The 6495-nt window shown below is 69.5% G+C and carries 4 protein-coding genes; 3 read left to right on the top strand and 1 reads right to left on the bottom strand.

All coding sequences use genetic code 11. The features are described from left to right. Window positions 1-129 precede the first annotated feature (129 nt). Window positions 130-2160, bottom strand: coding sequence for a TonB-dependent receptor (locus B2U11_RS04735; protein ID WP_292070284.1), 2031 nt, complete (start codon window positions 2158-2160; stop codon window positions 130-132). A 203-nt stretch (window positions 2161-2363) separates the two neighbouring features. On the opposite strand from B2U11_RS04735, the gene B2U11_RS04730 reads away from it, so the two are divergent. The 3 genes from B2U11_RS04730 to B2U11_RS04720 are packed head-to-tail and all read left to right on the top strand — an operon-like array spanning window position 2364 to window position 6476. Continuing rightward, window positions 2364-4421 (top strand): TonB-dependent receptor domain-containing protein, encoded by a 2058-nt coding sequence (locus B2U11_RS04730; protein WP_292070283.1) that lies wholly within the window; start codon window positions 2364-2366, stop codon window positions 4419-4421. Further along, entirely contained in the window at window positions 4421-5341 is a 921-nt protein-coding gene (locus tag B2U11_RS04725) for an alpha/beta hydrolase (protein WP_292070282.1), read from the top strand. Before B2U11_RS04730 ends, B2U11_RS04725 begins: the two co-directional genes overlap by 1 nt. A 10-nt stretch (window positions 5342-5351) precedes the next feature. After that, complete coding sequence (locus B2U11_RS04720) at window positions 5352-6476, top strand: ABC transporter substrate-binding protein (RefSeq protein ID WP_292070281.1); 1125 nt, start codon at window positions 5352-5354, stop codon at window positions 6474-6476. The last annotated feature ends 19 nt before the right edge of the window (window positions 6477-6495 follow it).

Genomic DNA, 6495 nt, shown 5'->3' with positions numbered 1-6495 from the left:
GTTTCAGGGGGTCACGTCACAGGTTTCGGACGGGTTCGCGGCGTCGCCTCGGACGGGGGGAGCCGCGCGTCCCTGTCGGACAGAGGGTCCGTGTGACGGTCTCGACAGGAACGGCGGGCGAAGGTCGGGTCAGAACCGGTAGGCGACGCCGACCCGCAGGTTGCGGCCCGGCAGGGGGGCGATGTCCTTGAGGAAGGAGGCGTGCTCGCGGGCCTCCTCGTCGGTCAGGTTGCGCGCCTCGGCGAACAGGGTGACGTCCTTCTGGGCGAACGGGCGCACCGCCGCTGACAGGTTCAGCAGGGTGTAGTCGTCGGTCGGCAGTTCGAATTCGTTGGCCACGCGATCCTGCTCGCCGACGTGGCGCACCTCGGCGCTGGCGTCGAAACGGGTCGAGGTGAAGGCCAGGCGGCCGGTCACGGAGTAGGGCGGAATGCGCGCCGCCGGACCGAAGTCGGTCTGGGCGCGGACGAAATCGGCCGCGCCCTCCAGCGACAGGGTGCGGTCGCCGTCCTGCCAGACGGCGTAGGAGCCCTCGGCCTCGAAGCCGTAGAATTTCGCGTCGGTCTGGGTGAACCGATAGACGGGAAAGTACTCGTCCTCCTCGTCGAAATAGAACTCCTCGCCGGTCGGGCGCTCGTCGATGAAGCCGTCGTACCAGGAATGGTAGACGTGCAGGTCGCCGGAGAAGCGGCCGCGATCATAGTGGGCCGTCGCTTCCAGCGTGGTGACCTTTTCGGTGTCCAGGTTCAGGTCGCCGGTCTCATAGGCGGCGGTGGCGATGTGCACGCCGTCGGCGAACAGCTCGACCTCGCTGGGCGCCCGCTCGTTGTGGGCCAGGCTGAGCCCCAGGAACAGGCCCGGCGCCGGGCGCAGGAAGGCGGCGGCCGAGGCGGACCAGTTGTCGAACTCGCGGTTCACCTCGCTGTCGCCGCCGATGGGCGTGCCCTTCAACTCGCGGCGGTCGTAACGCAGGCCGCCTTCGAAACCATGGTCGCCCCGGTCAAGGCGCTGAACCGTGTAGAGGCCCAGTTCGTCCACATCGACGGTCGGCACGAAGGCCTCCTCGCCGATGGCCTCGAAAGTACGCGACAGGGCCTGGACGCCCACGGCGCCGTTCCAGCCGTTGCGCTCGCGCTGGACCAGGTCGGCCCGGCCTTCCCAGCCGTCGGAGTTGAAGATCGTGCCCGGTTCGCCGACGTCCTCGAACTCGGTGTGGGTGTATTCCGCATGGCCGTAGGAGCCGCGGATGGCCGAGAAGGGGCCGTCGTCGAAGCGGTATTCGCCACGCGCGTCCCAGCGCTCCTGGTGCAACTGGATGAAGACGCTTTCCTCGGCCACGGTGCCGTATTCGCTGTCGGTCTCCTTGTAGGAGACGCCGCCGAAGCCCTTGTCGCCGATGTAGGAACCGCCGACGCCCCAGGCCTCGAGGTCGGTGTAGCTGTTGGGCTGGGCGCCCGTGTCCTCGCGCTCGACGCCGTCGCGGGCGGCCAGGCGGCGCGAGATGGCAGGGGCGGGAATGTCGTAGTCGTCGGTCTTGCGCTTCACCGCGTCGACGTTGAAGGCGAAGTTTCCGGCGCCGGCCGTGACGCGGGCGAAACCGCCGCGGCCGTCATCGACGCTGGACGCCTGGGTCGAGACGACGCCGTCGATGCCGTCGTCCGGAATCTTGGTCGGGATGCGATCGTCCAGGATGTTGACCACGCCGCCGATGGCCGAACCGCCATAGACCAGGGTGGCCGGGCCGCGGATGATCTCGATGCGGTTGGATTCCGCCGGGTCGGCCGCCACCGCGTGGTCGGGCGACACCGAACTGGCGTCGATCAGGCCGATGCCGTTGGTCAGCACCTGCACGCGCGGACCGCTCAGCCCGCGAATGACGGGGCGGCTGGCGCCGGGCGCGAAATCCGTGGAGCGCACGCCCGGACGTCCGCTCAGCAGGTCGCCCAGCGAAGCGGCCGGCGCTGTGGCCAGGGTCTGTTCGTCCAGCACGTCGGTCGCGATCACCGCCGCGCGCTGGCTGACGCCGTAGGGTGCGCCGGTCACGATGATGTCTTCGACCTGGGTCGGCGTCTGCGTCGATTGGGCGGCGGCTGCGCCGGCGAGAACCGACGACCCAGCGGCGGCGAGGAGCAGGGATCGCGAAACGGACGAAGCACGCATGAAGAATACCTTGGCGGGAGGAGTTGTGTTGTTACGAGATAACATCACGCCTCGTCAAGGCGCCAGGATGGCTTGGTCGCAAAGCAGGAGCGCAGGGGGGCTGACGCGACGCAGAAAAGCGCGGCTGTTACACCAAGGACCTATTGCGTTTGATAACCATTCGCACTAGGCCGGCGAGCCCGTTTTTCAGGAGAACCGTCATCATGCGTCGCCGCCTGTCCCTTCTGGCCTTTTCCGCGCTGACGCTGCCCCCGGCGGCGATGGCTCAGACCGGAGGGCCGGCGCAGGTCGACGACATCGTGGTTACGGCCTCGACGCGGGCCCAGCGGGTGGTCGAGGCGCCGGCGTCGATCTCCATCGTCACCGCGGAAACCCTGGCCAATCGCCCCAATGCGGACCTGACCGACGCCCTGCGCGACGTGGAGGGCGTGTCGGTCAGCGGCGGCTCGAACTTCCAGGACATCTACATCCGCGGCCTGCCGGGCAGCTACACTCTGTTGCTGGTCGACGGAAAGCGCCAGTCGACTCGCGACAGCCGCACCAACGGCAACGCCGGTCTGGAGCAGAGCTTCACGCCGCCCGTCGGCGCCATCGAACGGATCGAGGTGGTGCGCGGGCCGATGTCGTCGCTGTACGGCTCCGACGCGATCGGCGGCGTGGTCAACATCATCACCAAGAAGGTGTCCGCGCGGTGGGGCGGCTCCATCGGGGCGGACTATGTGGCCCAGGAGGACGGCGACAGCGGCGACTGGAACCAGGTCCAGGGCTATCTGGCCGGTCCGCTGGTCGAGGGCGTGCTGGGCGCGCAGATCTGGGGTCGGTCCTACCAGCGCGACGAGGACGCCATCCTGGGCGGCGTCGGCGGGGCCGAGGACTGGAACCTGACCGGCCGCCTGGCCTGGACGCCCAACGCCGACCACGAGGTGCTGGCGCAGGTCGACCGCACCGATGTGAAGCGCGAGTTCAATCCGGGCGGGACGCTGGCCGCCCCGGCCGCGGCCAACTACAACACCAACGACCGGACCGCTGGCTCGCTAAGCTGGAACGGGCGCTGGGACTGGGGGACCAGCCAGGTCTCGGTGCTTCGTGAAGAGACGACCCGCGAGAACTACGCCATGAGCGGCGGCGACTTCGTCAAGAACGTCCGCGCGCCGGAGCTGACCAACACCGTCTATGACGCCCTGTTCAATATCCCGCTGGAGGGCACGCCGCTCGGCGATCACCAGCTGGTGGTGGGCGGCCAGTACATCGAGAACGAGCTCAGCGACGTGAATCCCGGCGTCGACCCCCGGCGAGCGCAGACCTTCGAGGTCTGGCAGCGGGCCCTGTTCGTCGAGGACGAATGGCGGCTGAGCCCGCAACTCGCGCTGACGGGCGGCCTGAGGTTCGACGATCACGAGCGGTACGGCTCGCACTGGAGCCCGCGCCTCTATGCGGTCTGGACGCCCTCGGAGGCGTGGACGATCAAGGGCGGGGTCTCGACGGGTTTCCGTGCGCCGGAACTGCGGCAAGTCGCCGACGGCTACGCCTACACCACCGGCGGGGCGACCTGCACGGTCGGGCCGACGGGCACCTGCGGCGTCATCATCGGCGACCCGGACATCGAGCCCGAAACCAGCACCAACTACGAAGTCAGCGTGCTGTGGAACCCGTCGCGGACCCTGTCGGCCAGCGCCACGGTCTTCCGCACCGACTTCAAGGACAAGATCGACAGCGCCCTGGTCTATAACGAGGACGGCTCCATCGCCCGTTGGAGCGAGAATCCCAACTATCGGCTCTACTACTGGTACAATCTGCAGGACGCGGAACTGCAGGGCGCGGAGCTGTCGGGCCGGTGGCGGCCGTTTGCGGCGCTGGGGCTGAAGGCGGGCTACACCTATACGGACTCCGAGCAGAAGTCCGGGACCTACGCCGGCCTGCCGCTGTCGCGCACGCCCGAGCACATGGCCAACCTGCGCGCCGATTACGACGCCGCGGCGAACCTGAACCTGTGGGGGGCGGTCAACTACCACGGCGAAGAGATCAACGCCGGCCTGCGCGTCGGTGCGAACGGCGAGCCGATCCTGAACGGTTCGACCCAGGTGGGACGCCGCTATCCCAGCTACACAACCATCGACATCGGGGCGAACTGGCGGGTGACGCCGGCGGTCAGCGTGAAGCTGGGCGTCTACAACCTGGCCGACGAGGCCATCGACGTGGCGGACTACGACTTCCAGGGCGACGGCCGTCGCGGCTGGATCGGCGTGAACTACGAACTCTGATGCCGAGATCGGGCGTCATCTTCATCGCGGCGCTGCTGGCCCTGATCGCCGCGCCCGCCTTGAGTCAGACGCGCGGGCAGGCGCCGGCGGGACCGACGGTGGCCGAGGAAGGGTCCGCCTACTATCACTTCGAGCACCTCAGCGTGCCGTCGCGGGACGGGGCGCGGCTGTATCGCGTGCGGATCGCCACGCCGAAGAAGGCGCCGCCGACGGCGGGCTATCCGGTCGTCTATCTGCTGGACGGCGACGCCGCCCTGGCCCGGATCGACGAGGCGTTGCTGGCGCGGCTCGACGCAGGCGACCCGCCCGTCATCGTGGCCGTGGGGTATGAAGGCGACCGGCAGTTCGACGTCCTGGCCCGCGCCCTGGACTATACGCCACCGGCGCCGGACGGGCGGCCGGCGGCCGATCCGGCGGGGCGGCCCGGCGGCGGGGCGGACGCTTTCCTGGATGTCCTCGAAGGCGAGATCGCTCAGGCGGTGCGGGGGCGGGCGGTCCTCGACCCGCATCGCCGCGCCATATGGGGGCACTCCTATGGCGGATTGTGCGTACTGCACGCCGCCCTGACCCGGCCGGGCGCCTTCGACGCCTATTACGCCGCCAGCCCCTCCCTGTGGTGGAACTACGGCTCGGTGCTGGACGAGGTCGATCCCTTCCTGGCCGCGCCGCCTCCGGCAGGGTTGCGCCTGACATTGATGAGCGGCGGGGACGAGGTCGCCGGCCGCTCGGCCGGGCGTCGCATTCATCCGATGTGGACCTCCGTGCCCTCCAGCGCGACCCGCGCCCTGGCCGAGCGGCTGGAGGCGGCGGGCGTGACCGCGCGTTACGAGGAACTGCCGGGGCTTGGCCACGGCCCCATGCTGGGCGCGTCGCTGGAGCGCGCCCTGTTGTCCATCGCCGGCGTCGCGTCGGCGGCCTGAGGAAGTGCGAATGAACCCGTCCCGACGCATCCTGTTGAGCGGCCTCGGCGGCCTGGCGCTGTTGTCCGCCTGCGGTCGGGGCGGCGCGCCGTCGTCGGACGGGAAGGGGCTGACCGACCTGCGCGACCGGCCGGTGCGCGCCCTGCCGCCCGGCGGCAAGCTGAGCATCGACGACGGCCGCTATCTGATCGCCCTGTCGCTGATCCATCCGGACCCGGTGTCGCTGCTGGCGGCATGGAGCGGGGACGTCAACCGCATCAGCCCGGACATGTACCGCGCCTTCGTCGACAGGTTCCCGACGCTGCCCGACGTGCCCAGGATCGCCCAGTCCGGCCAGGCCTTCAACGCCGAGGCGGTGCTGGCGGCCGGTCCGGCGACGGCGGTGGTGTCGCTGGGGTCCGGTCCCACCGACGCCCAGGCCGCACAGTTGGAGGCGGCCGGCGTTTCGGTCGCCTTCATCGACTTCTTTTCGCACCCCTTCCAGAACCAGTCGCGCAGCCTGGCGCTGCTGGGCGACCTGATCGGCCGACGCGCGCAGGCCGACGCCTTCAACACCTTCAAGGCCGCCCGGCTGGACGCCATCGCCGCCAAGGTGGCCGCGATCCCCGAAGACCGTCGCCCGACCGTCTTCCTGGAGCCCCATGCGATGATCAGCCCGGACTGCTGCGCGTCGCCGGGCAAGGGCAACATCGGCGACTACATCGCCTTCGTCGGCGGCCGCAACATCGGCGCCGACGTCCTGGACCAGCCGACGGGCAAGCTGAACCTGGAATACGTGATCCAGCGCGATCCCGACGTCTATATCGCCACCGGCGGGCCGCACCTGGCCAGGGCGGGCGGATTTATGGTGGGGCCGGACTTCACCCCCGACCAGTCCCAGGCCGGCCTGCGCCGGGTGGTCGCTCGGCCCGGCATCTCAACCCTGAAGGCGGTGCGCGAAGGCCGCGCCCACGGCCTGTCGCACCAGCTGATCAATTCGCCCATCGACGTGGTGGCTGTGGAGGTCCTGGCCAAGTGGATACACCCGGACCTGTTCGCCGACCTCGATCCGCGCGCCACGCTGGACGAGATCAACCGCCGTTTCCTCGCCGTGCCCTATCGCGGCGACTACTGGGCCGACCTGAAGGCCGCCTGATTTCACCCCAGATCGGAAG

Origin of the sequence: Brevundimonas sp. UBA7534 (assembly GCF_002479325.1) — a bacterium.
GTDB lineage: Bacteria > Pseudomonadota > Alphaproteobacteria > Caulobacterales > Caulobacteraceae > Brevundimonas.
Note: the sequence above shows the minus strand (reverse complement) of the source record. Positions and strands in the feature narration are given on the sequence as shown.